Here is a 26,296-nt window from a genome sequence, read left to right on the forward strand (position 1 = left end):
GCCGCTTCCTGTGATAGTAAAAATAAGGTGGGGATTATTCTTCAATCGCTAACAATTGCAATGAACCACGGCTAAAATCCGCCAGCCTTGCTGAAAATGCATCCACTTTCGCATAAGGAAGCGCCACTCGCAGCACCACAACGGCCTGATACTCGCTGCTGACGATGTTACCGGCAAATTGCCCTAACAAGGTTTCTATGCCGGCTAACTGACTATATTCACACTGCAAAGTATATTCGGTTAATGGCGTCTTGCGCTGCGTCGTTAACTGCCGCAATGCCTGGCTCACGCCGCCGCCATAGGCTTTTACCAGCCCACCCGTTCCGAGAAGAACGCCGCCATAGTAGCGCACCACCACGGCAGTAATCTCTCCAACGCCGCAGCCCATCAATTGCGCGAGCATCGGTTTCCCCGCCGTTCCCGCTGGTTCACCGTCGTCTGAAAAGCCAAGCTGCTGTGAATCATCCGGCGCACCGGCCACCCACGCTACGCAATGATGACGCGCATCCGGATGCGCGGCCCGCACGGACTCAACGAACGCTTTCGCCGCCTCAACGCCGTCCGTATGCGCGAGCAGGGTAATGAAGCGGCTTTTTTTGATCTCTTCAACGACGCTAACCGGTGCCGCCGGGATTAACCAACTGTCCATTACGCCAGTTTTAAATCCCGCGTCATATTTTCAACATGGTTTTCATGGATCACCACGTTGTCTTCGATACGAATGCCGCCGAACGGTTTAAGCGCTTCGATTTTCTGCCAGTTGAAATGCTTACTGAACTGCCCTTCACGCCACGGCGCTAACAGCGATTCGATGAAGTAAATCCCCGGCTCAATCGTCAGCACCATGCCTGGTTGCAGCACGCGTGTGCAGCGCAGATATGGATATTTCGACGGCGCAGCGAGATGGGTACCGGCATCATCCTGCATAAAACCGGCGACATCATGCACCTGCAACCCCAGCGGATGTCCAATCCCGTGCGGCATAAACGGTCCGGTCAGATCGTTTTCCACCAGCGCCTCTTCACTCATATCCACAAGGATTTGGTGTTTACGCAGAATTTTGGCGATGCGTTGGTGGAACTGAAGATGATAATCCACGTAGCTAACGCCCGCTTTCATGGTGGCAATCAGCGCCAGTTGTTCATCATTTACATCTTTAATCATCTGCGCGTAGTCGTTATCACTATTCGCCGCCCAGGTACGCGTAAGGTCAGCCGCATAACCGTTATATTCCGCGCCCGCATCCAGCAAGAAACTGCGCATTTCAGAGGGCGCATGGTGATCGAGTTTAGTGTAATGCAGCACGGACGCATGCTCATTTAACGCGACGATGTTGCTGTAAGGCACGTCAATATCGCGATGGCCCGTCGCCGTCAGATAGGCAATATTGATATCAAATTCGCTCATGCCCGAGCGGAAAGCCTCTTCCGCCGCGCGATGCCCGTTAACCGCCGTTTTTTGCGCTTCGCGCATACAGGCAAGTTCATAGTCGGTCTTATACGCGCGATGGTAATGCAGATAATCGATTACTCCTTTCGGGTTGATATTGCTGGCAGCAATATCCAACCCTAGCGCGCGTTCTGGAACCGGGCCGATATAACCCAGATTACCGCGCGCGGCAGGCAGCTGGCTGCCAATGCCGTCCGCTTTCGGGAGCGCAATAACGTCTATTTCTTCTGTCCAGAATGACGTCGGCAGCGGCTCCACGTTGTGCCAGTAATCGACCGGCAGGTAAAACCACAGCTTCGGTTTATTGACGCCATCCACCAGTAGCCAGCAGTTTGGCACCTGCGTGACCGGCACCCATGCTTTGAATTGCGGGTTGACCTTGAACGGATACGGGTGATCGTCAAGGAAGACATTAAACAGTTCACCGGAATGAATAAGTAGCGCATCAAGCTTAAAGCGTGCCAGCACGTCGCGAGTACGCTCCTGCAATGTAACGATATGATTTTTATAAAGTGTAGCCAGTGAATCCATCTCGTTATCCTTCAAAATTTAGCCCCTGATCTTTGCATCTTAACACACCTCACAAAGGCTGGGCGATTTCGCATGAGCGTGATCGCGCCAGCAATTTTTTAATGATTAATTTGCATTTTTTTAACATAAAATCCACACTCCGCTTCATCTGGTATGACCAGATCCCTTCGCGGATTCAGGAGACTGACATGCTTTACAAAGGCGACACCCTGTACCTTGACTGGCTGGAAGACGGCATCGCTGAACTGGTATTCGATGCGCCCGGCTCGGTAAACAAACTCGACACTGCGACCGTTGCCAGCCTTGGCAAGGCGCTGGACGTGCTGGAGCAACAAAAAGATTTAAAAGGGCTGCTGCTCAGTTCAAATAAAGCGGCTTTTATCGTGGGTGCTGATATCACCGAATTTCTCTCGCTGTTCCTCGTCCCGCAGGAGCAGTTAAGCCAGTGGCTACGTTTTGCGAACAGCGTCTTTTGCCGTCTGGAAGATCTCCCGGTTCCCACCCTTTCCGCCGTCAACGGTTATGCATTAGGCGGCGGCTGCGAATGTGTGCTGGCAACCGATTATCGCCTCGCCACGCCAGATCTGCGCATCGGCCTGCCGGAAACCAAACTGGGTATCATGCCAGGCTTTGGTGGTTCCGTACGTCTGCCTCGCCTGCTGGGAGCGGATAGCGCACTGGAAATTATCGCCGCCGGAAAAGATGTCAGCGCCGATCAGGCGCTTAAACTCGGGCTGGTCGACGGCGTAGTGAAAACCGAAAAACTGCGTGAGGGCGCCATTGCCATTCTGCGTCAGGCGATCAACGGCGATCTGGACTGGAAAGCCAAACGCCAGCCGAAGCTGGAGCCGCTGCATTTAAGTAAAATTGAAGCCACCATGAGCTTCACCATCGCCAAAGGCATGGTGATGCAGACGGCAGGGAAACATTATCCGGCTCCTATCACCGCCGTAAAAACGATCGAAGCGGCTTCCCGCCATGGTCGGGATGAAGCGCTGGAACTGGAGAACCAAAGCTTTGTCCCACTGGCCCACTCCACCGAGGCACGCGCGCTGGTCGGCATTTTCCTCAACGATCAATATGTGAAAGGTAAAGCGAAAAAGCTGACCAAAGATGTCGAGACGCCGAAGCAGGCAGCCGTGCTGGGCGCGGGCATCATGGGCGGCGGTATCGCATATCAGTCGGCCTGGAAAGGCGTGCCGGTCATCATGAAGGATATTAACGAGAAGTCGTTGACCCTTGGGATGAATGAAGCTGGCAAACTGCTGAACAAGCAGCTTGAGCGCGGCAAAATCAACGGCCTGAAGCTGGCCGGGATTATTTCCACTATCCAGCCAACGTTAAATTACGCCGATTTTGAACGTGCTGATGTCATCGTCGAAGCGGTGGTTGAAAATCCAAAAGTGAAAAAAGCGGTGCTGGCGGAAACGGAAGAGAAGGTTCTTCCGGATACCGTCCTGGCCTCTAACACCTCGACCATTCCGATTAGCGAACTGGCCAGCGTACTGAAGCGCCCGGAAAACTTCTGCGGTATGCACTTCTTTAACCCGGTGCACCGGATGCCGCTGGTCGAAGTGATTCGCGGTGAAAAAACCTCTGACCAGACGATTGCCAAAGTGGTCGCCTGGGCCAGCAAAATGGGTAAAACACCGATTGTGGTCAACGACTGCCCCGGCTTCTTTGTTAACCGCGTCCTGTTCCCCTACTTCGCCGGATTCAGCCAGCTGCTGCGCGACGGCGCGGACTTCCGCAAGGTTGATAAAGTGATGGAGAAACAGTTCGGCTGGCCGATGGGCCCGGCCTATCTGCTGGACGTGGTCGGCATTGATACTGCGCATCATGCCCAGGCTGTTATGGCCGCGGGTTTCCCGCAGCGGATGCAGAAAGATTACCGCGATGCCATCGACGCGCTGTTTGACGCTAATCGTTACGGGCAGAAAAACGGCCTCGGTTTCTGGCGTTATAAAGAAGACAGCAAAGGTAAACCGAAGAAAGAAGAAGATGACGCCGTCGATAGTCTGCTGGTCGACGTCAGCAAAGCGAAGCACGATTTTAGCGATGACGAGATTATTGCCCGCATGATGATCCCGATGGTCAACGAAGTGGTGCGCTGTCTGGAAGAAGGCATCATTGCCAGCCCGGCGGAAGCCGATATGGCGCTGGTTTACGGTCTCGGCTTCCCGCCGTTCCACGGCGGCGCATTCCGCTGGCTGGATACGCTTGGCAGCGCAAAATACCTTGATATGGCCCAGCAATATCAGCACCTCGGTTCGCTGTATGCCGTGCCTGAAGGTCTGCAACAGAAAGCGCGCCAGAACGAACCGTACTATCCCCCGGTTGAGCCTGCCCGTCCGGTTGGCGAGCTGAAAACGGCTTAAGGAGTCACAATGGAACAGGTTGTTATTGTAGATGCAATTCGTACCCCGATGGGGCGTTCCAAAGGGGGCGCGTTCCGCCACGTGCGTGCGGAAGATCTCTCGGCGCATTTAATGCGTAGCCTGCTGGCGCGCAATCCGGCTTTAGAGGCCAGCGCCTTAGATGATATTTACTGGGGCTGCGTGCAGCAAACGCTGGAGCAGGGTTTCAACATCGCCCGCAACGCCGCGCTGTTAGCGGAAATCCCCCATTCCGTTCCGGCGGTGACCGTTAACCGTCTGTGCGGCTCGTCGATGCAGGCATTACACGACGCGGCGCGAATGATTATGACTGGCGACGCGCAGGCCTGCCTGGTGGGTGGCGTGGAACATATGGGCCACGTGCCGATGAGCCACGGCGTCGATTTCCACCCGGGCTTAAGCCGCAACGTCGCTAAAGCGGCGGGAATGATGGGGCTGACGGCAGAGATGCTCTCCCGCATGCACGGCATCAGTCGTGAAATGCAGGACCAGTTCGCCGCGCGTTCCCATGCCCGCGCCTGGGCCGCCACGCAGTCTGGCGCGTTCAAAAAGGAAATCATCCCCACCGGCGGTCACGATGCCGATGGCGTGCTGAAGCAGTTCAACTACGACGAAGTGATCCGTCCGGAAACCACGGTTGATGCCCTTTCGGCGCTGAAACCGGCATTCGATCCGGTCAGCGGCACGGTCACCGCAGGCACTTCTTCTGCCCTTTCCGACGGTGCAGCGGCCATGCTGGTCATGAGCGAAAGCCGCGCTCGTGAGCTGGGCCTTACGCCTCGCGCCCGCATTCGCTCCATGGCGGTCGTCGGCTGCGATCCCTCTATCATGGGCTACGGCCCGGTTCCGGCCTCAAGGCTGGCGCTGAAAAAAGCGGGGCTCTCGACCAGCGATATCGGTCTGTTTGAGATGAACGAAGCCTTCGCGGCGCAGATCCTGCCATGCATTAAAGATCTGGGATTGATGGAGCAGATCGACGAGAAGATCAACCTCAACGGCGGCGCAATTGCCCTGGGCCATCCACTCGGCTGCTCCGGAGCACGTATCAGCACCACGCTGTTGAACCTGATGGAACGCCAGGACGTGCAGTTTGGTCTGGCAACGATGTGCATCGGGCTGGGTCAGGGGATCGCAACGGTGTTTGAGCGGGTTTAACGTCTGTTTCTGGCCGGATAATGACGCTTAAACGTCTTATCCGGCATAAAAGTTTAGTTGCCGTTTTTCCCGCCTGTCAGGGGCGGGCTTTTTCACGTTAAAAGTAGCGATAATGTCCCACAATGCGCCAGCTAAACAGCACATTCTCCAGCTGTGCACCTGACCCAATATTGTGAACCACCAGCGGCGTCCCGTCCCGCGCCCGTTCATCAGCAACGATACCAATATGGGCGAGGCCGTTATCAAGCCGCCATGAAACGATATCGCCGGGAAGATAATCCGCCAGGCTGTCGCTTACCGGCTGAGATTTATGATGCCGGGCAAACCAGGTTTCCAGATTGAATACTCGCCGATGGTCAATATTGGTATCGGGACGGGTCAGCTTCCACTTTTGCGGATAGGCAGAGAAGTGCGCCTTCATATCGTCATGTACCAACTGCTGTAAATCGACCTGCTGACTCCGCAAGGCGCGGATCACCACATCGGCACAAACGCCGCGCTCCAGCGGCACATCACCACCAGGATAGCTGATTCGGCTGTAAGCAGGATCGTAAAACAGCGTCTTTCCCACCTGCTGTCTGGCGCTGCTGGCAACCGCCACATTAGCGGATGATACCGACGACAACGCCACCGGGACACCCTCTACCTTTGGCGAGAGCAGTGTCTGGCTTGCCAGACCACCAACCAGAATTATCGCGACGATAAACACTTTATGCATCGTACTCCTCCCTGAACAATCTGCGTAATACTAACCCTGTACGTCAGAGTCCCGTTTTTTCTGTGCTGCCGCGCATCACCAGGCTGACGGGAAGCAGTTGATTATCTTCCAGTGTTCCTTCCAGCAGAAGCCGAACCGCTTCGCGCCCCAGTTGTTGTTTATCGACGGCGATAGTAGTTAACGGTGGCGACGCCCACGCGGCGGAATCAATGTCATCAAAACCGACCAGCGCTATATCTTCAGGAATACGTAATCCGCGTTCGGCACAGAGCTGCATCACCATCAGCGCCGCCGCGTCGTTATAGGCGAAAATCGCATCCGGCGGTTCAGGGAGATCGAGAAGCTCATTCACTGCCTGAATAAGCGACTGCCCGGTATCCAGCAGCGGCGGCGCGATGGCTTCATAGTCAGGTGGCATCAGCATTTGCGCATCGTACAACGCTTTCCGATAGCCTTTTTCGCGCTGGCGAATACTGTAGTGCGACAATGTGCTCGCCAGAAACGCAATACGCCGTCTTCCCTGCGCAATAAGATGGCGGGTGGCTAATTCACCTCCCAGCATATTATCGGGATTAACACACGGTAATCCCGGAGCCCATGAATCCGCCAGCACCAGCGGCAGCTTCATTTGCTGTAACAAGGCCAGAAGTTCCGGTTCGAAGAAGCCCGCGCAAATCAGCGCATCGGGCTGGTGCAGCATTACCTGTTCACTCATGGCATCGCCAGGGCCGATCGCCAGAAAGCTCAGGGCAATGCCTTTGTCGCGACAGCGATCTTCAATGCCCAGCAATAGCTGCGAATAGAACGGCAGCGCGCGGCTGATGTTATGCTGGCGGTGAAGTAAAAACAGGATGCGTTTTATTTTTTCGCTGCGCAGGCGGGAAAAATCATAGCCTTGCTGCTCCGCCACCGAAATAATGCGCTGGCGCGTCTCTTCACGTAAACCAGATTGTCCCTTCAGGGCGCGAGAAACCGCGCCCACCGACACCCCGCAGGCTTCCGCAATATCTCTGATCCGTACCGGCTTAGTCATTCATTACTCATTGTTGAGATTCTCGACGATGCCGCACCAAGCCAGGCCGCGCCGCGCACGCCGCTACTGTCGCCGTGGCTGGCACGTAAAATTGGCGTATTACACTGGCGGCCAAAAACGTACTTCGCCACCCGCTGCTGCAGCTCCCCGTAGAGCATATCAATGTTTGACACGCCGCCGCCCAGAACAATCACGTCAGGGTCAATCATATTGATGATGCTGGCCAGGGCACGGGCAAGCTGATCGCCATAGCGCTGCCATAAGCCGATTGCCTGGTCGTCACCTGCGCTAATCTGCTTCATGATCTCAGGTACCGCCGCGTGTTTATTAAACACGTTGTGGTACTGACGCTCCAGTCCGCTGCCGGAAATAAAGCTCTCAATGCAATTGTGATGGCCACAATAGCAGAGCGCCGATTCACCATCCGTTTGAGCATCATAGCGGGGAAGCGCGTTATGCCCCCACTCTCCCGCGCAGGCATTCGGCCCCGTAATTAAACGCTGATCCACACAAAGCCCGCCACCGCAGCCAGTACCAAGAATAACGCCGAATACCACGCCGTACCCTTGTCCACTTCCGTCCATCGCCTCCGACAACGTAAAGCAGTTGGCGTCGTTGGTAATGGTCACGGGGATCGCCAGGGTTTGTTCGAGATCGCTGGCGAAAGGTTGTTGGTTCAGCACCAGAATATTGGAGTTTTTAATCAGCCCGCTAGTGGGATCAACCGCACCCGGGACGCCAATACCGACCGTTAAAGGAACATGAAAAGCGGCCTGCGCATGGCGAATAATCTCGACGACCGCCTGAAAAAAGCTCGCATAGCTTTGTTTTTGCGTCGCGTAACGTTCCCGGTAGCAAATGGCTCCCCGGTCGTCCAGAACGACGGCTTCGATTTTTGTACCACCAATATCCAGTCCTAATTTCATCGCTAATCCTCAGCTTATGGCAAAGCAGCAGAATGAGGATTTTGTTTACTATACGCAATTAAGAAAGAGGAAACGGCGGGAGTTAAAAGTGTTATTTGCGTACAACCTCACAATTTTTAGTGAGATGAAAGTACGTGATACTGCCAGATGAGTGCTGAGAGGAGTTTACTATACAGGAAAAAACCGGGAAAACGCCGCCTTCCCGGTATCGCGATCAGATAAACGCGAAGGCATCACCAAACAGGCGGTCTTCACGCGCGCCGCGTTCATTACAGAACAGATCGCGGGCAATTTTGGCCATTTCGAAACGACCGGCAATGTAGATATCGTGCGCGGCCAGCGAGCCATGATCCTGAAGCACGGCAGTCAACACCGTACCGGTACGCCCGCGCCAGTTTTCTTCCGGTTGCTCCACCACGGCTTCAATCCGCAGGTTCGGATGACTGGCGGAAAGCGCTTCCAGCTCGGACAGATCGTAAAGATGCTTCTCTTCACGCCCGCCCCAGTAAATAGTGATATGGCGATCCGGATTCTGTGCCAGCGCGGTAAGCAGGATAGAGCGCGCATAGGAGAAGCCCGTTCCGCCAGCAATCAGAATCAACGGACGATCTTCGTCCTCGCGTAGCCAGGCTTCGCCATGAGGAATATCGATAACGATATTTCGCTCTTTCAAAATGCGATCCATGACGGCCATCGCGTAGAGATTCAGTTCAGAGGCACCGATATGCAACTCGATAAACTCTTTTTCAGACGGGGTAGAAGCCATGGAGAAGGGACGTTTGTCACGCTCATCCATAACGACCATCAGGTACTGGCCTGCGCGAAAAGAAAACGCGGTTTCCGGCACCAGACGGACGCGATACACAGTGTCGGTGATAGCTTCCACCGAGGTCACTTTACAGCTTAAGGTTGTCATGGTTTCCCTCTGTCGGGTCTATACTCGTCACATTTCAGGTTGCAGGTGAATGGCGATATGCCACTCTGATTTACCGTCCGGGGTTAGCTTTTGCTTTCAGTAAAAATAGCCAGTTCATCCCAGATGGCATCAATACGTGCCGTTACGTCCGGATCTTTTTTGATGGGTCTTCCCCATTCGCGCTGCGTCTCACCCGGCCATTTATTCGTCGCATCCAGGCCCATTTTTGAGCCGAGACCAGAAACCGGCGAGGCAAAATCCAGATAATCAATTGGCGTGTTTTCTACCAGTACCGTATCACGTGCAGGGTCCATACGGGTAGTGATCGCCCAAATCACATCGTTCCAGTCGCGAGCGTTTACGTCATCATCGCAGACAATAACGAACTTGGTGTACATAAACTGGCGCAGGAAAGACCATACGCCCATCATCACGCGTTTCGCGTGACCGGGATACTGTTTCTTCATCGTTACCACCGCCAGCCGATAGGAGCATCCTTCCGGCGGCAGGTAGAAATCGACAATCTCCGGAAACTGCTTTTGCAGAATCGGTACAAAGACTTCGTTGAGCGCGACGCCCAGCACCGCCGGTTCATCTGGCGGACGTCCGGTATAAGTGGAATGATAAATCGCGTCTTCACGCTGGGTAATATGCGTCACGGTGAAAACCGGGAAGTTATCGACCTCGTTATAGTAGCCAGTATGATCGCCATAGGGACCTTCCGGTGCCATTTCGCCTGGCTCAATATATCCCTCAAGTACAATTTCCGCGCTGGCGGGCACTTCGAGATCGTTCGAGAGACACTTCACTACTTCCGTTTTGGTGCCGCGCAGCAGGCCGGCAAAGGCGTATTCGGAGAGCGTATCAGGCACTGGCGTGACAGCGCCGAGAATAGTCGCCGGATCGGCACCCAGCGCCACTGAAACCGGGAAGCGCTCGCCCGGATGGGCGGCACGCCACTCCTGATAATCCAGCGCGCCGCCGCGGTGCGACAGCCAGCGCATAATCAGCTTATTTTTGCCAATCAGCTGCTGGCGATAAATGCCTAAATTCTGCCGCTCTTTATGCGGCCCGCGGGTAACCGTCAGCCCCCAGGTAATCAGCGGCGCGGCATCTTCTGGCCAGCAGGTCATAATCGGAATACGTGATAAATCGACCTCGTCGCCCTTGAACACCTTTTGCTGACAGGGTGCGCCACGCAGACGTTTCGTCGGCATATTCAGCACTTGCTTAAACTGCGGCAGTTTATCGAACAGATCGCGAAACCCTTTCGGTGGTTCCGGCTCTTTCAAAAAGGCCAGCAGCTTGCCGACCTCGCGTAACGCTTTAACGTCCTGCTGGCCCATGCCCATCGCCACGCGCTCAGGCGTGCCGAAGAGATTGCACAGCACCGGCATCGTATAACCTTTTGGGTTCTCAAACAGCAGCGCAGGCCCGCCCGCCCGCAGCGTGCGATCGGCAATTTCGGTGATTTCAAGATGAGGATCGACCGCAAGCGTAATGCGTTTAAGTTCACCCTGCTGTTCCAGCAGCGTCAGAAAATCGCGTAAGTCGTGGTATTTCATGGCGTCAGTATGGCCTCTTTGTCAGCGGTTTATTATACGGCCTAAGGCAGGGGGATGCTGTATTTTTGTTAAATCAGGGTGAATTCTGATCTTGCTAACAATCAGCGGGGATTATAATTAACTTAAGGGCGTCCTTTTGTTATGCTTGCGCCCCGGATTAGTGGAATAGAGCCATTATGCAAGCCTGGTATTTACTGTACTGCAAACGCGGACAACTTCAGCGCGCACAGGAGCATCTCGAACGCCAGGCGGTAAACTGCCTGACGCCCATGATCACCCTGGAGAAAATGGTGCGTGGCAAACGTACTCCAGTCAGCGAGCCTTTATTCCCCAACTATATGTTCGTTGAGTTCGATCCGGAAGTTATTCATACCACCACCATTAACGCCACGCGCGGCGTCAGCCATTTTGTCCGTTTCGGCGCAAAAGCGGCGACCGTTCCCTCAGCGGTAATCCATCAGCTTTCCATCGCTAAGCCTGAAGGGATCACCGATCCCGGCACGCCATACCCTGGCGACAGCGTGCTCATCACCGAAGGGGCATTTGAAGGGCTGGAAGCGATTTTCACCGAGCCTGACGGCGAAGCCCGCTCTATGCTGCTGCTAAATCTGTTAAATAAACAGGTCATGCACAGCGTGAAAAATACCGAATTCCGCAAGGTCTGACGCTTAAAACTGTATTCCGAATAAAGCCCGGACATTGGCGTCAGTGATGCTTTCCAGCGTGTCTGAGGTTTCCCCCCGCCAGTGCGCCACGCGTTCAAGAATGTGCTTCAGCAGCGCAGGTTCATTACGCCGGGAGGCGGGTTTTGGCCGGATATCGCGCGGCAGTAGCCAGGGCGCATCGGTCTCAATCATCAGCCTTTCTGCGGGAATAAAAGGCAATAATTCCCGCAGTTCCAGTCCGCGCCGTTCATCGCATACCCAACCGGTGATGCCAATATACAGCCCCCGATCGATACACTGCTGCATTTCCTCGCGCGTACCGGTAAAACAGTGAACGACTGCACCCGGCAGCTTATCCAGCCAGGGTTCCAGCAAAGTCATAAAACGCGAATGCGCATCGCGGCAGTGGAGAAATACAGGCATTGAAAGTTCAGCGGCCATCGCCAGCTGCGCGCTGAACGCCGCTTCCTGCGCCTGCGACGTGGAGTAATTACGGTTAAAATCCAGCCCGCATTCCCCAATCGCCACCACTTCCGGCTGCGATGCCAGCGCGTAGATAGCGTCGGCAACTTCCGCACTCCAGCTACTGCTGTCATGAGGGTGTACGCCCGCGGTTGACCAGCAATTGGCCAGTTCCCGCGTCATTCGCTGCGCCTGCTCGCTTTCATGCTGATTGGTACCGGTTAATAGCATCCCGCTGACGCCTGCGTCCCGCGCGCGGGCCACAACGTCTGCGTAGTCTTTTGCAAACTGCGAGCTGGTAAGATTCACACCGATATCAAACATCGTTTTCCCCAAAAACAAACCGCCCTGAACGGGCGGTCAGACTGCTGACAAACGTTATACCGTGGACTGATGCCTGGCGGCGCTTCGCTTGCACAGGCCTACGGATTGCGAATAACTTACTGATATTGATGATTTTCGTAGGCCGGGTAAGGCAAAGCCGCCACCCGGCAAAACGGCGCATACAATATACAAAACAGTTTTGCCATCTAACTTCAGCCGCCCTTCACGTACAATTAACTATTCTTCGCTTTCAGCTTCCTGCGCGGCATCTTCATCGCGGTTACGTCGTTTGCCGACGTAAAAACGCGAGAAGAACAGGCCCACTTCAAACAGGCAATACATCGGGATCGCCAGCAGCGTCTGTGAGAACACATCCGGCGGCGTCAGCAGCATGCCGACCACAAATGCGCCGACCAGCACGTAAGGTCGCTTGCCGCGCAAATCATCAGGCGTCGTCACCCCCATCCAGCAGATCAGGATAATAGCGACCGGCACCTCGAAGGCAACGCCAAAGGCCATAAACAGCGCCATAACAAAGCTCAGGTAGCTACTGATATCCGTCGAGACCTGAACCCCTTCCGGTGCGGTATGCGTCAGAAAACCAAACGCCAGTGGGAATACGACAAAGTAGGCAAACGCCATCCCGATGTAAAAGAGTAGTGTGCTGGAAACCAGCAGCGGCATCACCAGACGGCGTTCATGTTTATACAGCGCTGGCGCGACAAAGGCCCAAACCTGATAAAGAATGACGGGTGCAGATAAGATTATCGAGACCATAAAGGTCAGTTTAATCGGGGTGAAAAACGGCGACGCCACATCGGTGGCAATCATCGTAGCACCCAGCGGCATTTGCTTAATCAGCGGCGCGGATACCAGGTAGTAAATGTCATTGGCAAAATAAACCAGCGCCAGAAAAATGACGATAACAGCAATAATGCTGTTAAGCAGGCGCTTGCGCAGTTCAATCAGATGCGCAATAAGGGGTTGAGTATCTTCTACGGCCATTTTTACGCTTTATCACTTGAAGAAGAGGATGAGTCAGAAACGGGTGCGGCAAGCGTTTTTTTCGCCAGCGTCACAGGAACCTCAGTGGTTTCCGCCTCGGGCGTCCGGGGAGAGTGTTCCTGGGCGCTGGCCTGATTTTCGGCCGTCGCGGGAGTCACGCCTTCGTGCTGCGCTTCGTTGCCTTTCACCAGCGGATTATGGATGGTATGGGCTTCGTCACTCTCTTTTTCGGGATCGTGAGCGCTGTAAGAGCGTTTCATGGATTCCGCGGCTTCACGCAGTTCATCCATGGAGGCTTTCAATTCAGGCGTTAAGTTGTTGAGACTGGCCTTTTCCACTTTCTTCAGACTGTCCTGAAGCTCCTGGACTTTTAACTCCTGCGCCAGCTCATTTTGCACTGTCGACGCCAGAGAACGCATAGCGCGTATCCAGCCGACAACCGTTTTAACAGCCACTGGTAGACGTTTTGGCCCAAGAACGATCAGGCCAATAACGAACACCAGCAACAGTTCACTAAAACCAATGTCAAACACGAATTACACCTGCTTGTCGTCGTGGCGTTTGATCTCTTCCTTCCTGGCCTCTTCCTGTTTTTCCGCGAGCGTTTTAGTCGAGAAATCTGCATCCTGAGTCGGTGGCGTTTTCTTCTCATCTTCATCGCTCATGGCTTTCTTAAAGCCTTTGATCGAAGACCCCAAATCAGAACCCAGCGAGCTGAGTTTCTTGGTACCAAACAGCAGCACCACAATAACGACGATAATCAATAACTGCCAGATGCTAATACCACCCATACAAAACCCTCAATGACAAACTCGCAAGGTGACGAGTGTGAATAAATAAGCGATCGTATTTTACGCCGGGCGTTTTTGCGATCGCGATGCGAAATCTAGCGCGTTTTGCGCCAGCCGATAAGCCATACCACAAGGCCACCAGCGATGAGCCAGGCGGGCATCATTTCCCAGTCAGGTCGATTAATCAACAGTAGTGTTCCACTGAGAATCAACGTGGCCCCCATTCCAAACAAATAGCGGGATTGTCCCTGTCGCACGTGATTAACCTGAAGTTCCACAGCGATTTTATCAACACTATGTTGCAATTGCTTGTGCTGACGCAGGCTGTTGTAAATCAGTTCAGGTATTTCCGGCATTTTTTCAATCCAGAACGGTGTTTTCTCCTTGCACGCCCGGATCAGCGAAGGAATACCCACCTGATCTTTGATCCACGTTTCCAGGAAAGGTTTCGCAGTTTTCCATAAATCGAGCTGTGGATAAAGCTGTCTGCCCACGCCTTCGATATACAGTAATGTCTTCTGCAGAAGAACAAGCTGCGGCTGTACTTCCATATTAAAACGGCGCGCCGTGTTGAACAGGTTCAACAGCACATGACCAAACGAGATTTCTGCCAGCGGCTTCTCGAAGATTGGCTCGCAAACGGTACGGATCGCAAATTCAAACTCTTCCACGTTGGTGTCTGGCGGTACCCAGCCGGAATCAACGTGAAGCTCCGCCACCTTACGATAATCTCGATTAAAGAAGGCGATAAAGTTCTCGGCCAGATAGCGTTTGTCTTCCTTGTTAAGCGAACCAACGATACCGCAGTCAATGCCAATATACTGCGGATCTTCAGGATGGTCATAACTCACAAAAATGTTGCCAGGATGCATATCCGCATGGAAAAAACTGTCGCGAAAGACCTGGGTAAAGAAAACCTGCACTCCGCGTTCGGCCAGCAGTTTCATGTTGGTGCCGTGCTGCTCAAGTTGGGCAGTGTCAGAAATAGGGATACCGTAAATACGCTCCATTACCAGCATATTCTGGCTACAGTAGTCGGAATAGACTTCCGGCACGTACAGCATGGGGCTATCTTCAAAGTTGCGGCGTAGCTGAATGGCATTCGCGGCTTCACGCAGCAAATCCAGCTCATCTATCAGCGTTTTTTCATACTCGCGCACCACTTCCATTGGGCGCAGGCGGCGACCGTCTGGCAGCAGACGTGGAACCCAGCGCGCGAGCCGGTGGATTAGCTTCATGTCAGCTTTGATGACCGGCAGGATATCCGGGCGGATCACCTTGATGACCACCTCTTTGCCGTTATCTTTAAGCCGCGCCGTATGCACCTGAGCAATCGATGCCGAGGCCAGTGGATTGATATCGAAATCGTCAAACCACGTTTCTACCGGCAGATCGCCCATCGCTTTTTCAATCTGCTGTTTGGCCAGCACGCCGTCAAAAGGCGCGACCTTGTCCTGCAACATCGCCAGCTGATCGGCGATTTGCGGCGGGAAGAGGTCACGGCGGGTTGAGAGCATCTGCCCAAATTTAATCCATACCGGCCCCAGTTCCTGTAACGCCAGGCGCAGGCGTTCACCTAAAAGCCGGTCTTTGTGACGGTTGGGCATCCAGAACAGCGTGCGCCGCCAGAGTCTCAGCGGCAGCGTAAGGCGCATTCTTGGGATCAGCTCATCGAGCCCGTAGCTCAAAAATGTCTGGATGATAAAATACAGGCGGCGAACTTCACCTGGGGTCATTTGTCCTCCAGCTTTTCCAGCCGTGTCATCAGAGTAGTAGCCGAACGTTCGACGGCAGCGACTTCTTCAGCAAACCACGCCACTTCCAGCGCACCCGGTGCCAGACGCCACTCTTCCGTCAGCGCATCGGCCACATAACGCTGCTGGCGCTGCACGCTACGATTCAGAAAGGTCGCTCCACGGCGTAAAAAGCGGCTCACGCCTTCGGCAGCAATATCGCCTGTCCACGGAGCCAGCAGCTCCGCCAGGTCGAACTCCGCCAGATCGCTTAAGGCGACAAAATTTTGCACCACCTGAATATCGCCGTTCACTTCCAGCTCACCGCTGCGAATAAGCGCAGTAAGCTGCTGGCGGTCGCGCAGTTTTGGCAGCACGTTCAGGCGGGTAATCACCGTACAGTCCGCCTCACCTTCCCACTCACCCAGCACATCAATCTGACGTTCGCTGAAACTGAGGACCAACGGCGAGGAGAACTCTTGCAGCACAACGCGTAATACTTTTCCCTGGAGACGCTGGCGGGCAGGTTTCAAACCGCGTTCACGCCACAGGAACGCGTTGAGGACATTTTCGATACCCGCAGTGATTAAGGGTTTAAACGGCATTACGCTCTCCTGTTAAAACTTATAGCCACGATGCAGCGCGACGATACCTGCCGTCAGGTTGTAATAGCTCACGTTCTCCAGACCCGCGTCTTCCATCATCGCCTTCAGGGTTTCCTGATCGGGATGCATACGGATGGATTCAGCCAGATAACGGTAGCTTTCTGCATCATTCGCCACCATCTGCCCGATGCGCGGCAGGACGTGGAACGAATAGGCGTCGTAGGCTTTACTCAGCGGATCGATAATCGGTTTAGAAAACTCCAGTACCAGCAGACGTCCGCCCGGCTTCAGTACGCGATACATCGAGCGCAGCGCTTTTTCTTTATCCGTTACGTTACGCAGGCCGAAAGAGATGGTGATGCAGTCAAAGATGTTGTCCGGGAAAGGCAGCGCTTCGGCATTGGCCTGAACGTATTCAACGTTGCCCACGACACCAAGATTACGCAGCTTCTCACGTCCCATCTTCAGCATAGAATCGTTAATATCTGCCAGCACGACGCGACCGGTGTCGCCGACGAGACGAGAAAATTTTGCCGTCAGATCGCCGGTACCCCCCGCCAGATCCAGCACGGTTTGCCCGCGACGCACACCGCTACAATCGATGGTATAACGCTTCCATAGGCGATGAATGCCGAACGACATCAGATCGTTCATGACATCGTATTTTGCGGCAACGGAATGGAATACATGCGCCACCATGTCAGCTTTCTGCGCGCTGGCGACAGTCTGAAAACCAAAATGCGTCGTATCCTGAGAATTCTCGTCCATCTTAAGGCCTGCTTATCAAGAAATTGTTCGTAAAGTGTAACAGATCAAGAACGTTTACCCTATGACTCAACCGCCGCGAGAGAAGGAGTTTAGATCATGACCCCCCGGAGTTTTGCGCAGAGAATTCGCGCTCGTCATCGGCTTCCGCTCCTGAGCGTAGTCGAAATTCTTCATCCTGGGCGGTAGCCTGTTCGGCTAATTCCGGATTAATCTCGCGCTTGATCTCCACGCCAAGGCCGCGAAAAGCTTCCGCCTGCGACAATACATTACCACGCCCGGAGGTCAGTTTTTTCATCGCCTGCCGATAGTTGTCCTGCGCTTTATCGAGGCTTTGCCCCACCGACGACATATCGTCAACGAACAGGCGCATTTTGTCGTACAGGCGGCTGGCACGCTCGGCAATATGCTGTGCGTTGCGGCTTTGATGCTCGTAACGCCACAGATTGGAAATGGTGCGCAACGCCACCAGTAGCGTGGTCGGACTGACCAGCATGATATTGTTTTTCAGCGCTTCGGTAATCAGCTCCGGCTGGCGATCGAGTGCCAGCAAAAATGCCGGTTCAACGGGGATAAACATCAATACATAGTCGAGACTGCGCAGCCCCGGCAACTGCTGATAATCTTTACGCCCCAGCAGGCGGATATGATTGCGCACCGAGGCGATGTGTTCCTGAAGAGCGGCCTCGCGGGTGTACTCTTCTTCGGCATTGAAGTAACGCTCATAGGCCACCAGCGTCATTTTGGCATCAACCACCACGTCTTTGCCCTGCGGCAGGCGGACGATCACGTCCGGCTGCATCCGCGAACGGGTGTCGGTTTCGATACTTACCTGGGTTTCATATTCATGGCCTTCACGCAGCCCGGAGGCTTCCAGTACGCGGGTCAGTACCACTTCTCCCCAGTTGCCCTGCGCTTTGTTGTCGCCTTTCAGGGCGCGCGTGAGGTTGAGGGCTTCCTGCGCCATTTGCGCATTAAGCTGCTGGAGGTTACGGATTTCATGCGCCAGGGTGTGCCTTTCCCGCGCCTCCTGGCCAAAACTGTCCTGCACCTGGCGGCGAAAACCGTCAAGCTGCTCGCGCAACGGCGTCAGCAGGCCGTGCAGGCTCTGACGATTTTGCTCATCCACCCGGCGGTTGCTGTGCTCGAAAATGCGGTTGGCGAGATTTTCAAATTGCTCGTTAAGCCGCTGCTCGCTGTTGATCATCTGGCGGGTTTTGTCCTGAGACGCTTCAAGGCGAGTCGTTACTTCGCGCAGGTCGGCTTCCAGCGAGGTGTTGATTTCCCGCAGGCTACGCAGCTCGTTATTCAGCAGTTCGCACTCGTTGCGCCAGTGGCTGTGCTGAGCAAGCTGCTGCTTTGCGGCGCTCAGTTCGCCAAAAACCTCCCGCTGCTCCGCAAGAATCTCGGCCTGCTGCTGCGCGGCACGATAGCTTGCCGCCAGCCAACCGACGACGATCCCCGCCAGCATCAGCAGTACGCTGATAATGATTGCGCTGTCCATTCACCCTCCCGCATAACTCATTCACCCTGCAAAATACGGCTTTGCTGTATAAACGTCCAGTTTAAAAGGTTTTTCTGCGAGGCGTTACGCAAAAAGAAAGGACCGAACAGGTCGGCCCTTCAGATCGCTGGCAAAGAGGCTGGTCAGGAGAAACGCCGGGATTGGGTTCCCGGAGGGAGGCCCAACCCGGTGGTCGTCCCGATATCAACGGACGGTTTGTCAGAGAAGACGGCGGGCGGCTTCAACCACAATTTTCACGGCGTGGCTCTCGGTTTGTTTCATGGTTTCCGCATTCGGAATTTCCTGCTGGGTGCGGTTAACGATCACGCCAGCAACCATCCCGGCACGCAGACCCTGACTGGAGCACATGGTCAGCAGCGTCGCCGATTCCATTTCGTAGTTCATCACGCCCATGGACTGCCACTCTTCCATTGAACCTTTGAAACGGCTCACCACGCGCCCTGAATGCGTATCGTAACGCTCCTGGCCAGGGTAGAAGGTGTCGGAAGACGCGGTCACGCCAATGTGAGTGGTCGCGCCGACCGCTTTCGCCGCTTCCACCAGCGCGGTGGTACAGGCGAAATCAGCTACTGCCGGATATTCCATCGGCGCGAAGTGCAGGCTGGCACCGTCCAGACGCACGGAAGCCGTGGTCACCAGCACGTCGCCAACGTTGATATGGGACTGGATCGCGCCGGTGGTACCCACGCGCAGGAAAGTACGAATGCCGAGCTGTGCCAGTTCTTCGACGGCAATAGACGTAGAAGGTCCGCCGATACCGGTCGAACATACAATAACTGCTTTACCGTCGAGTTCAGCGCGCCAGGAGGTAAATTCACGATGAGATGCCAGCTTGACCGGCTTATCCATCAGCGCGGCGATCTTTTCCACACGTTCTGGATCGCCAGGGACGATAGCCAGCGTAGCCCCTTGTAGGTCGTTTTTGGTGAGGCCGAGATGAAAAACATCAGACTTGGACATAAAAAGACTCCTCTGTGGGTCGGTTTGTCAGAAGAAGCAAAAAGGTACTTTACAGAAGTGATCGAGACTATTTTGTGACCATAGTCACTTGCACAGAAACTTATTGCAGTTAATTTCCATAAAATAGTGACATGAATCACATAAATAAACCTAATGCTTTGGTCAGATGCCATCGCGAATCGGCATCCGACGCGGTGAATTGTTAACGTGGGGTCTATAGTTAACTCTGCGCTAATACTGGGTACGGAGAATGCCATGACGACTGATAATCAACCGGGTTTCGCACCCGCGGCCTCACCCCATGCTTCCACCATCGTTCGCACGCCTGAAGACGCGATTGCAACCGGTGAAACCACCATCCCGACACAGGGCGAGCATATGCCCGCTTATCACGCCAGGCCAAAAGACGCGGAAGGTGAGCTGCCTGTCATTATCGTAGTGCAGGAAATTTTCGGCGTACATGAGCACATTCGCGATTTATGTCGTCGGCTGGCGCTGGAAGGCTATCTGGCTGTCGCGCCGGAACTCTATTTCCGTCAGGGCGATCCTAATGCTTATGACGATGTCGGCACGCTGTTAAAAGAGCTGGTGGCTAACGTGCCGGACGCGCAGGTGCTGGCCGATCTCGACCATGTCGCGAACTGGGCTGCACGTAACGGCGGCGACGCCCATCGTCTTGCCATCACCGGTTTTTGCTGGGGCGGACGTATTGCCTGGCTGTATGCCGCGCATAATCCTCAGCTTAAAGCTGCGGTGGCGTGGTATGGCAAAGTGGTTGGCGATCGGACGTTAAAATCGCCGAAACATCCTGTGGATGTGGCAACCGAGCTAAGCGCGCCGGTGCTGGGGCTGTATGGCGCTCAGGACAACAGTATTCCTCAGGAAAGCCTGGAGAAAATGCGTCATGCGCTGCGGGATGCCACTGCGACGGCAGAAATTATTGTCTATCCGGAAGCCGGGCACGCGTTTAATGCGGATTATCGTCCGAGTTACCATGAGGCCTCGGCGAAAGATGGCTGGCAGAAAATGCTGGCATGGTTTGCCCGCTATGTGGGTAAGAAAGCGGAATAATGAGGGGAGTGGCAAACCTGTTTTGCTGTTTTGTTCGCCGTTTTGCCGGGTAGCGGCTTCGCCTTACCCGGCGATCCGCCGTCAACGCCGTACCGTCAGGCAGAGATCCCACAGCATTTTTTATATTTTTTGCCGCTGCCACAGGGACAGGGATCGTTACGATTCACCTTCCCCGCGTTGACCGTTTTCTCCTGCGCCAGCACGCGCATGATCGCCTGTGGCGGATAGCCGTTGGTGACCAGATCCTTCATGATGTTCATGTTGCGCGTAATATGGCGAAAAAAATGTTCATACCCTGCGCACAGGTAGTTATGGCCAGGATGCCCGGAAGGCGAGACGGCAAAGCGATGTTTAGGACAGCCACCGTGGCAAACAAAGCGATAGTCGCACTTTCGACAGTCGGCGGTCAGCGTCTCCCGCTTTGCCCGACCAAAAGTAATGGCCTGCTCGCTGTTATTCATCTCTTTAATGCTTTTCTGATGAATATTGCCCAGCATATGCTCAGGGTAGACATAGTGGTCGCAGTTATAGAGATCGCCGTTAGATTCCAGGGCGAAAGCATGGCCGCAGTTTTCAGAAAACACGCACAGCACCGGCGGCTGGCCGCACCAGGCCGAGAGCGCCACATCAAACATCTGCACGTAGACATTCCCGACATCGCGCCGCACCCAGATATCAAAGATCTGGTTAAGGAATTCGCCGTACTGCCACGAGGGCACGGTCCACGGTGCCAGCGTTGCCGCGCTCTCGCCGGGCATCACCAGATTAAGTACCGATGAGGCTTCAGTACTCATTCGCTCCACCAGCGGGATAAACTGGATATAGCGGGAGCCGGCTGCCAGCAGAAACTCGTACACCTCACGCGCATGACCGACGTTATGCGCGCCCACCACGGTCAGGGTATTAAACTCAACGTGGTATTCTTTAAGCAGCGCCATGCCCGCCATCACCTGCGCGTGGGTGCCTTTGCCTGAACGCGTTACGCGATATTTATCATGCAGATGCGCAGGGCCATCGACGGACAAACCAATCAGAAAATGATGTTCGGCAAAAAACTGCGCCCATTCCGGATTGAGCAAAATGCCGTTGGTTTGCAGGGCATGACTGATTTTTTTGCCGTTAGCGTGCTTCTCGCACAGTTCGACTACCCGGCGGAAAAAGGGCAGCCCGATCATTGTCGGCTCGCCGCCCTGCCAGGCAAAGATCGCCTCGTTACCGCCTTGCGCCTCAATATGCTGACGAATATAGGTTTCCAGCGTCCCGTCTGACATCCGCCAGTTTTTGTTGCGCTCCGGATAAAGCGCCTCTTTTTCAAGATAGAAACAGTACTGGCAATCGATGTTGCATACTGAGCCTGTAGGCTTTGCCATGACGTGGCAACCGCTGATAGACATGCTCACTCATATCCTTATCGTTTAATTAAACGCTTTTGTGAACTGTATAACCTCGCGCCAGCCGCTTCCAGCATTACCTGTAACAGGCTCCTCGATCCAGAAGGGAGAACGCTGTCTCCCGTGGGATCGTATTACTTACCCCTGACGCAACTGCTGCGCCGCTTTGACCATGTTCGCCAGCGCGGCGCGGGTTTCCGGCCAGCCGCGGGTTTTCAGACCGCAGTCCGGGTTTACCCACAGGCGCTCTGCCGGAATACGCTGCGCCGCTTTTTTCAGCAGAGCTTCGATCCACTCCACGCTCGGGACGTTCGGCGAGTGAATGTCATAAACGCCCGGTCCGATTTCGTTCGGGTAGTCGAACTCTTCGAACGATTCCAGCAGTTCCATATCGGAGCGCGAGGTTTCGATGGTGATCACATCGGCATCCAGCGCAGCGATAGAATCCATAATATCGTTAAACTCGCAGTAGCACATATGTGTGTGGATCTGGGTATCGTCCTTCGCCACCGCCGCGTTGATGCGGAAGGCTTCCACGCCCCATTGCAGGTAAGCATCCCAGTCGCTGCGCTTCAACGGCAGACCTTCGCGCAGCGCCGGTTCGTCAATCTGAATAATGCCGATCCCGGCCGCTTCCAGGTCCGCCACTTCGTCACGCAGCGCCAGCGCAATCTGCTTAGCAATGGTTTCACGGCTCACGTCTTCACGCGGGAAAGACCAGCAGAGAATAGTTACCGGGCCGGTCAGCATGCCTTTTACCGGTTTGTCGGTCAGTGACTGCGCGTATTTCGCCCACTCCACGGTGATCGGTTCCGGCCGACTGATGTCACCAATCACGACCGGCGGCTTCACGCAGCGGGAACCGTAGCTCTGCACCCAGCCATTCTGGGTAAAAATGAAACCGTCCAGGTGCTCGCCGAAGTATTCCACCATGTCATTACGCTCGGCTTCACCGTGGACCAGCACGTCGAGACCCAGGCGCTCCTGCTCCACAATCGCCTGCCTGATGTGGCCTGCAATACCGGTGCGGTAGTTGTTCGCATCAAGATTGCCCTTTTTAAAGTCCAGACGCAGGCCGCGGATTTCAGTCGTCTGCGGGAAAGAACCAATGGTGGTGGTCGGCCAGGCGGGTAGATTAAAGCGTGCACGCTGGGCTTCTGCACGGACCGGATAAGCATTCGCGCGCTGGCTGTCCTGGGCGGTAATGGCCGCCAGACGTTTTGCCACCGCCGCGTTATGCACGCGGGTGGAGTGGCGACGGGCCTGAATCGGCGCGCTCCACCAGGCAATGGCAGCGGTATCGCCGCTGTTCAGGGCATCGCGCAGCAGGGCCAGCTCCTCACATTTTTGCAGGGCGAAGGCAAACCAGCTTTTCACTTCCGCATCAAGACGGCTTTCCACGCTCAGGTCAATGGGGCTGTGCAACAGCGAGCAGGACGACGCCACCCACAGTTCACGTTTGCCAACGATCTCTTTAACTTGCGCGTATTTCTCCGTCAGATCGGCGCGCCAGACGTTACGACCGTTAATCAGACCGGCGGACAGTAGCCAGTCAGCAGGCAGACGCTTATGCAGCTCTGCCACCTCGTCCTTGCCGTGGACCAGATCCACATGCAGGCCCTGGACCGGCAGCGCGGTGAGCGTGTCAAGATTGGCGGTAATGCCTTCAAAGTAAGTGGTCAGCAGCAGTTTCACCTGGCCCGCAAGCGTGTTATAGGCCGGTTTAAACGCGTTCAGCCATTCCTGAGGCAGTTCCAGCACCAGCGCCGGTTCGTCAATTTGTACCCACTCAACGCCACGTTTCGCCAGTTCAGCCAGCACCTGCTGGTAGACAGGCAGAATGTCGTTAAGCAGGCTCAGACGGTCGAACGCCTCGCCTTTGACTTTACCCAGCCACAGGTAAGTCACCGGCCCCAGCAGTACCGGCTTCACCTTGTGGCCGAGCGCCAGCGCTTCGTCCACTTCATCCAGCAACTGTGTCCAGGTCAGGGTAAACCGCTGGCCTTTGACGAACTCCGGCACCATGTAGTGATAGTTGGTATTGAACCATTTGGTCATTTCCGCTGCCGCCGCAGGTTCGCCGGTCGGCGCGCGACCGCGACCAATGCGGAACAGGGTATCGATATCGACCGAGCCGTCGTTGTTCTGATGACGAGCCGGCACGTTGCCAAGCAACAGGCTGGTGGTCAGAACATGGTCGTACCAGGCGAAATCGCCCACTGGCAGCAGGTCAATGCCCGCCTGCTTCTGCTGATCCCAGTGACGGGCGCGCAGTTCACGGCCTGACGCCAGCAAATCGTCGCGGGAGGAGTGTCCTGCCCAGTAACTTTCCTGCGCTTTTTTTAGCTCGCGGCGCAGGCCGATGCGGGGAAAACCGAGGGTGTGATTCAAAATTGTCATTATATGCCCCTTGAGAAATGTGTTATTTAGCCATCCAGATGTTTACACATCCATAATGGAAAGGTACTGTATGATCCTCAAGCGCAATTTGTTCATGCCGAAGTGAAGGACTTTCATGATCGAGATTAAACATCTGAAAACGCTCCAGGCGTTGCGGAACAGTGGTTCGCTGGCAGCGGCCGCAGCGACGCTGCACCAGACCCAATCCGCCCTCTCTCACCAGTTCAGCGATCTGGAACAGCGTCTTGGCTTTCGGCTATTTGTTCGCAAGAGTCAGCCGCTGCGCTTTACGCCGCAGGGCGAAGTACTGCTCCAGCTGGCAAACCAGGTACTGCCGCAGATTAGCCAGGCGTTGCAGGCCTGTAATGAACCGCAGCAGACCACGCTGCGCATTGCGATTGAATGCCACAGTTGCATTCAGTGGCTGACCCCGGCGCTTGAGAATTTCCGGGCGAAATGGCCGCAGGTTGAGATGGATTTTAAATCTGGCGTGACCTTCGATCCGCAGCCCGCGCTTCAGCAAAGCGAGCTGGATCTGGTGATGACGTCGGATATTCTGCCGCGTAGCGGTCTGCACTACTCGCCAATGTTTGATTTTGAGGTGCGGCTGGTACTGGCTCCGGATCATCCGCTGGCGGCGAAAGCGCGCATTACGCCAGACGATCTGGCCAGCGAAACGCTGCTGATTTATCCGGTACAGCGCAGCCGACTGGACGTCTGGCGTCACTTTCTACAACCGGCGGGCATCAATCCGCAGTTCAAAAGCGTGGACAACACCCTGCTGCTGATTCAGATGGTAGCGGCCCGGATGGGCATTGCCGCGCTGCCGCACTGGGTGGTGGAGAGTTTTGAACGTCAGGGCCTGGTGGTAACCAAAACCCTGGGTGAAGGACTATGGAGCCGACTGTACGCCGCCGTGCGCGACGGTGAACAGCGTCAGCCGGTTGTGGAGGCCTTTATTCGCTCGGCGCGGAATCACGCCTGCGATCATCTGCCGTTTGTACGGAGCGCGGAGCGACCCACTGGCGATGGACCCACAGCGACGCCAGGATCACAGCCGCACCCGTGATGAATGTCGGCCAGTGAGGTTGTTGGTGCCAGATCGCCAGATTCACCAGCAGCCCCGCAGGCACGTGCATATTATTCATGATACCGAGCGTGCCGGCATCCACCTGGGTTGCGCCAACGTTCCACATAAAGTAGCCAATCCCTGAAGCCGCCACACCCAGAAATACCAGGATGCTCCACTGAAGCGGGGTTTCCGGCATTTTCTGCGCATTCCCCAGTATGGACCAGCCTACTACCGCCACTAAAAACGCCCCGATGTAAAACCAGGCAAACGCATTGTGCTGCGGCATCGGCCGGGTTTCCATCAGACGCTTGTAGCCCACCATGCCAATCGCAAAGCTTATATTGGAAAGTTGTACCAGCACCAGCCCGGTCCAGAAATGATCGGTGACCTGATTATAACGAATAATACCCGCGCCAATGACCGCCAGCAGCGCGCTGAATGCGTATCCCCATCGCAACGGACGTTTACTCATCAGATCGTAAATCAACGTGATATACAGCGGCGTCAGGACGGTAAACAGCAGCAGTTCAGAGACGGTGAGATAAAGATAAGCGCGGAAACTCAGCATATACATGATGCCAAGCTGCATGGCCCCGACCAGCATATACAAGCCGAGGGTTTTCAGACTGTGTCCGCGAGTGCGTAAAAACGGCAGGAAAACCAGCGCCGCCAGCCCGACGCGCACCAGCACCGCAAAATAGCTGTCTACGTGTCCGGCAAGGTATTCGCCAAACAGGCTGAAGGCGAAAGCCCACAGGATAGTGGTGATGATAAGAAGCGCCACAATGAATGTCTCTTAAGGTAAAGAGCACTCATTGTAGCGGAGAGCACGGTTGAC

At 54.9% G+C, this 26,296-nt stretch carries 23 protein-coding genes and 1 pseudogene; 5 read left to right on the forward strand and 19 right to left on the reverse strand.

Features of this window, described 5'->3' with window-relative positions:
• Window positions 1-34 precede the first annotated feature (34 nt).
• Both P0H77_RS21665 and pepQ read right to left on the reverse strand, forming a co-directional pair.
• A complete protein-coding gene (locus P0H77_RS21665) occupies window positions 35-649 on the reverse strand; it encodes an IMPACT family protein (protein ID WP_276159203.1) in 615 nt (204 codons plus the stop codon).
• Window positions 649-1,980, reverse strand: coding sequence for a Xaa-Pro dipeptidase (gene pepQ, locus P0H77_RS21670; protein WP_276159204.1), 1,332 nt, complete (start codon window positions 1,978-1,980; stop codon window positions 649-651). Before pepQ ends, P0H77_RS21665 begins: the two co-directional genes overlap by 1 nt.
• Before the next feature lie 188 nt (window positions 1,981-2,168).
• On the opposite strand from pepQ, the gene fadB reads away from it, so the two are divergent.
• The gene (gene fadB / locus P0H77_RS21675) at window positions 2,169-4,358 is read left to right on the forward strand and encodes a fatty acid oxidation complex subunit alpha FadB (RefSeq protein ID WP_276159205.1); all 2,190 of its coding nucleotides are present in this window, start codon (window positions 2,169-2,171) and stop codon (window positions 4,356-4,358) included.
• A 9-nt stretch (window positions 4,359-4,367) separates the two neighbouring features.
• Complete coding sequence (gene fadA, locus P0H77_RS21680) at window positions 4,368-5,531, forward strand: acetyl-CoA C-acyltransferase FadA (RefSeq protein WP_194208611.1); 1,164 nt, start codon at window positions 4,368-4,370, stop codon at window positions 5,529-5,531.
• 97 nt (window positions 5,532-5,628) lie between these two features.
• Here fadA and P0H77_RS21685 read toward each other — a convergent pair.
• The 5 genes and pseudogenes from P0H77_RS21685 to ubiD all read right to left on the reverse strand — a co-directional run.
• Window positions 5,629-6,144, reverse strand: a pseudogene (locus P0H77_RS21685) (DUF1287 domain-containing protein); the annotation flags it as partial.
• 148 nt (window positions 6,145-6,292) lie between these two features.
• A complete protein-coding gene (locus tag P0H77_RS21690; protein WP_276159206.1) occupies window positions 6,293-7,282 on the reverse strand; it encodes a LacI family DNA-binding transcriptional regulator in 990 nt (329 codons plus the stop codon).
• Window positions 7,279-8,208: an ROK family protein gene (locus P0H77_RS21695; RefSeq protein ID WP_276159207.1), complete on the reverse strand. Its 930-nt coding sequence runs from the start codon at window positions 8,206-8,208 to the stop codon at window positions 7,279-7,281. Before P0H77_RS21695 ends, P0H77_RS21690 begins: the two co-directional genes overlap by 4 nt.
• Window positions 8,209-8,422: 214 nt before the next feature.
• Window positions 8,423-9,124: an NAD(P)H-flavin reductase gene (gene fre, locus P0H77_RS21700; RefSeq protein ID WP_276159208.1), complete on the reverse strand. Its 702-nt coding sequence runs from the start codon at window positions 9,122-9,124 to the stop codon at window positions 8,423-8,425.
• Between the two features lie 83 nt (window positions 9,125-9,207).
• On the reverse strand, window positions 9,208-10,689 hold the full coding sequence (gene ubiD / locus P0H77_RS21705; RefSeq protein ID WP_276159209.1) for a 4-hydroxy-3-polyprenylbenzoate decarboxylase: 1,482 nt from the start codon (window positions 10,687-10,689) through the stop codon (window positions 9,208-9,210).
• A 176-nt stretch (window positions 10,690-10,865) separates the two neighbouring features.
• Between ubiD and rfaH the strand changes: the two genes are divergently transcribed.
• Complete coding sequence (gene rfaH, locus P0H77_RS21710) at window positions 10,866-11,354, forward strand: transcription/translation regulatory transformer protein RfaH (protein ID WP_276159210.1); 489 nt, start codon at window positions 10,866-10,868, stop codon at window positions 11,352-11,354.
• A 3-nt stretch (window positions 11,355-11,357) separates the two neighbouring features.
• Here the strand turns inward: rfaH and tatD are convergent, their stop codons facing one another.
• The 9 genes from tatD to udp form a co-directional block, all read right to left on the reverse strand.
• Window positions 11,358-12,140, reverse strand: a complete 783-nt coding sequence (gene tatD / locus P0H77_RS21715) for a 3'-5' ssDNA/RNA exonuclease TatD (RefSeq protein WP_276159211.1) — start codon at window positions 12,138-12,140, stop codon at window positions 11,358-11,360.
• Window positions 12,141-12,377: 237 nt separating this feature from the next.
• Window positions 12,378-13,145: a Sec-independent protein translocase subunit TatC gene (tatC, locus tag P0H77_RS21720; RefSeq protein ID WP_276159212.1), complete on the reverse strand. Its 768-nt coding sequence runs from the start codon at window positions 13,143-13,145 to the stop codon at window positions 12,378-12,380.
• A gap of 2 nt (window positions 13,146-13,147) precedes the next feature.
• Window positions 13,148-13,678 carry a Sec-independent protein translocase protein TatB gene (gene tatB, locus P0H77_RS21725; protein ID WP_276159213.1) on the reverse strand — a complete coding sequence of 177 codons (531 nt, stop codon included), beginning with the start codon at window positions 13,676-13,678 and terminating at the stop codon, window positions 13,148-13,150.
• Between the two features lie 3 nt (window positions 13,679-13,681).
• Entirely contained in the window at window positions 13,682-13,936 is a 255-nt protein-coding gene (gene tatA, locus P0H77_RS21730) for a Sec-independent protein translocase subunit TatA (RefSeq protein WP_276159214.1), read from the reverse strand.
• 95 nt (window positions 13,937-14,031) lie between these two features.
• Window positions 14,032-15,672 carry a ubiquinone biosynthesis regulatory protein kinase UbiB gene (gene ubiB, locus P0H77_RS21735; protein WP_276159215.1) on the reverse strand — a complete coding sequence of 547 codons (1,641 nt, stop codon included), beginning with the start codon at window positions 15,670-15,672 and terminating at the stop codon, window positions 14,032-14,034.
• On the reverse strand, window positions 15,669-16,274 hold the full coding sequence (locus P0H77_RS21740) for an SCP2 domain-containing protein (RefSeq protein WP_276159216.1): 606 nt from the start codon (window positions 16,272-16,274) through the stop codon (window positions 15,669-15,671). Before P0H77_RS21740 ends, ubiB begins: the two co-directional genes overlap by 4 nt.
• 12 nt (window positions 16,275-16,286) lie before the next feature.
• The gene (gene ubiE / locus P0H77_RS21745) at window positions 16,287-17,042 is read right to left on the reverse strand and encodes a bifunctional demethylmenaquinone methyltransferase/2-methoxy-6-polyprenyl-1,4-benzoquinol methylase UbiE (protein ID WP_276159217.1); all 756 of its coding nucleotides are present in this window, start codon (window positions 17,040-17,042) and stop codon (window positions 16,287-16,289) included.
• A gap of 94 nt (window positions 17,043-17,136) precedes the next feature.
• Window positions 17,137-18,543, reverse strand: coding sequence for a DNA recombination protein RmuC (gene rmuC, locus P0H77_RS21750; RefSeq protein WP_276159218.1), 1,407 nt, complete (start codon window positions 18,541-18,543; stop codon window positions 17,137-17,139).
• A gap of 219 nt (window positions 18,544-18,762) precedes the next feature.
• On the reverse strand, window positions 18,763-19,524 hold the full coding sequence (gene udp / locus P0H77_RS21755) for a uridine phosphorylase (RefSeq protein ID WP_176917609.1): 762 nt from the start codon (window positions 19,522-19,524) through the stop codon (window positions 18,763-18,765).
• A 255-nt stretch (window positions 19,525-19,779) separates the two neighbouring features.
• On the opposite strand from udp, the gene P0H77_RS21760 reads away from it, so the two are divergent.
• Window positions 19,780-20,595, forward strand: a complete 816-nt coding sequence (locus tag P0H77_RS21760; protein ID WP_276159219.1) for a dienelactone hydrolase family protein — start codon at window positions 19,780-19,782, stop codon at window positions 20,593-20,595.
• 95 nt (window positions 20,596-20,690) lie between these two features.
• Here the strand turns inward: P0H77_RS21760 and P0H77_RS21765 are convergent, their stop codons facing one another.
• Window positions 20,691-21,989 carry an anaerobic sulfatase maturase gene (locus P0H77_RS21765; RefSeq protein ID WP_276159220.1) on the reverse strand — a complete coding sequence of 433 codons (1,299 nt, stop codon included), beginning with the start codon at window positions 21,987-21,989 and terminating at the stop codon, window positions 20,691-20,693.
• 135 nt (window positions 21,990-22,124) lie between these two features.
• Entirely contained in the window at window positions 22,125-24,386 is a 2,262-nt protein-coding gene (gene metE, locus P0H77_RS21770; protein ID WP_276159221.1) for a 5-methyltetrahydropteroyltriglutamate--homocysteine S-methyltransferase, read from the reverse strand.
• Window positions 24,387-24,501: 115 nt separating this feature from the next.
• On the opposite strand from metE, the gene metR reads away from it, so the two are divergent.
• Window positions 24,502-25,455: an HTH-type transcriptional regulator MetR gene (metR, locus tag P0H77_RS21775; RefSeq protein WP_276159222.1), complete on the forward strand. Its 954-nt coding sequence runs from the start codon at window positions 24,502-24,504 to the stop codon at window positions 25,453-25,455.
• Here metR and P0H77_RS21780 read toward each other — a convergent pair.
• On the reverse strand, window positions 25,343-26,242 hold the full coding sequence (locus P0H77_RS21780) for a carboxylate/amino acid/amine transporter (RefSeq protein ID WP_276159223.1): 900 nt from the start codon (window positions 26,240-26,242) through the stop codon (window positions 25,343-25,345). The two genes, metR and P0H77_RS21780, sit on opposite strands and share 113 nt — an antisense overlap.
• Window positions 26,243-26,296: the final 54 nt, after the last annotated feature.

The organism is Superficieibacter sp. HKU1 (assembly GCF_029319185.1).
GTDB lineage: Bacteria > Pseudomonadota > Gammaproteobacteria > Enterobacterales > Enterobacteriaceae > Superficieibacter.